Here is a 1,176-nt window from a genome sequence, read left to right as displayed (position 1 = left end):
CGGCTGCGGCGGGTGCACCGCCGCCGTGGACGGCATCTGCGGTTGGTTGCGTGACTGCGCGTGACCGACCCCTTTCCCGGTGATCCGCCCACCCCCCGCCTCGACGGCGGGGAAACATGGACGACACACGACTGCGGCAGGATGGACATCGTGAACACCAACGACGACTTACCACTGCTGGGCCGCACGGTCGCGGTGACGGCTGCGCGTCGGGCGTCGGAACAGAAGGTTCTGCTCGAACGCCGGGGTGCGGCGGTCCTCCACGCGCCGGCGATCCGCATGATCCCCGTGGCCGAGGACGAACTCGTCCGCTCGGCCACCGCCCAGGTGCTCGCTGCTCCCGCCGACCTCATGGTCCTCACCACGGCGACCGGAGTCCGGTGGTGGACGCAGGTGTGCGAGGAGTGGGGTTACTCCCGGGACCTGCACGCCCTCATGGAACGGGTGCCGCTGTACTCGCGCGGGCCCAAGGTCACCGGGGCGCTCCGGGCCGCCGGTCTGCGCGAACACGCGTCGGCGGCGAGCGAGGCGACCCCCGAACTGTTGGAGATGCTGCTGGAGCGCGGGGTCGACGGCCTCACCGTGGCCGTGCAGCTCCAGGGTGCGAGCTCGGACTGGAATCCCATGGCCCCCCTGGTGGAGGGGCTCCGCGCGGCGGGGGCCGAGGTGATCGTGGTGCCGATCTACCGTTGGGAGCTCCCCGAGGACCTGGAGGCGTTCGACGACCTCGTCCGGACCGTCGCCCGGGCTGGCGTCGACGGGGTGACGTTCACCGCCGCCCCGGCCGTGGTGTCGATGCTCGAGCGGGCCGACCTGATGGGGATCCACGACGACGTGCTGGACGCCCTGTCCGGTCCGGTCGCCGCCCTCTGTGTGGGACCGGTGACCGCCGAACCGCTGGTCGACCTCGGTGTACCCGTGTCGATGCCGGACCGGATGCGCCTCGGTGCGCTCATGCGACACGTCACCGACGAGCTGGTGGCGCGGTCCCGGCCCGTCACGGTGGCCGGCCACGAACTCACCGTGTGTGCGGCCGCGGTCCTGATGGACGGTCGGCCCATCGAGCTCTCGCCGGCGCCGCTGGCACTGCTGCGTGCGATGGCGGACCGGCCGGGCAAGTGCGTGAGCCGGGAGGAACTCCTCGCCGTGCTGCCCGGCGACGGCGCCGACCCGCAC

General features: G+C 72.4%; 1 protein-coding gene. It reads left to right on the top strand.

Going from position 1 to position 1,176, the window contains the following annotated elements; all coding sequences use genetic code 11:
• Nucleotides 1-141: 141 nt before the first annotated feature.
• Nucleotides 142-1,176 (top strand): uroporphyrinogen-III synthase (locus tag G6018_RS12575; protein WP_182639775.1); only part of this gene is annotated, 1,035 nt, incomplete at its 3' end.

Origin of the sequence: Dietzia sp. DQ11-44 (genome assembly GCF_014145205.1) — a bacterium.
GTDB lineage: Bacteria > Actinomycetota > Actinomycetes > Mycobacteriales > Mycobacteriaceae > Dietzia > Dietzia natronolimnaea.
This window is presented reverse-complemented; position numbering and strand designations above follow the sequence as displayed.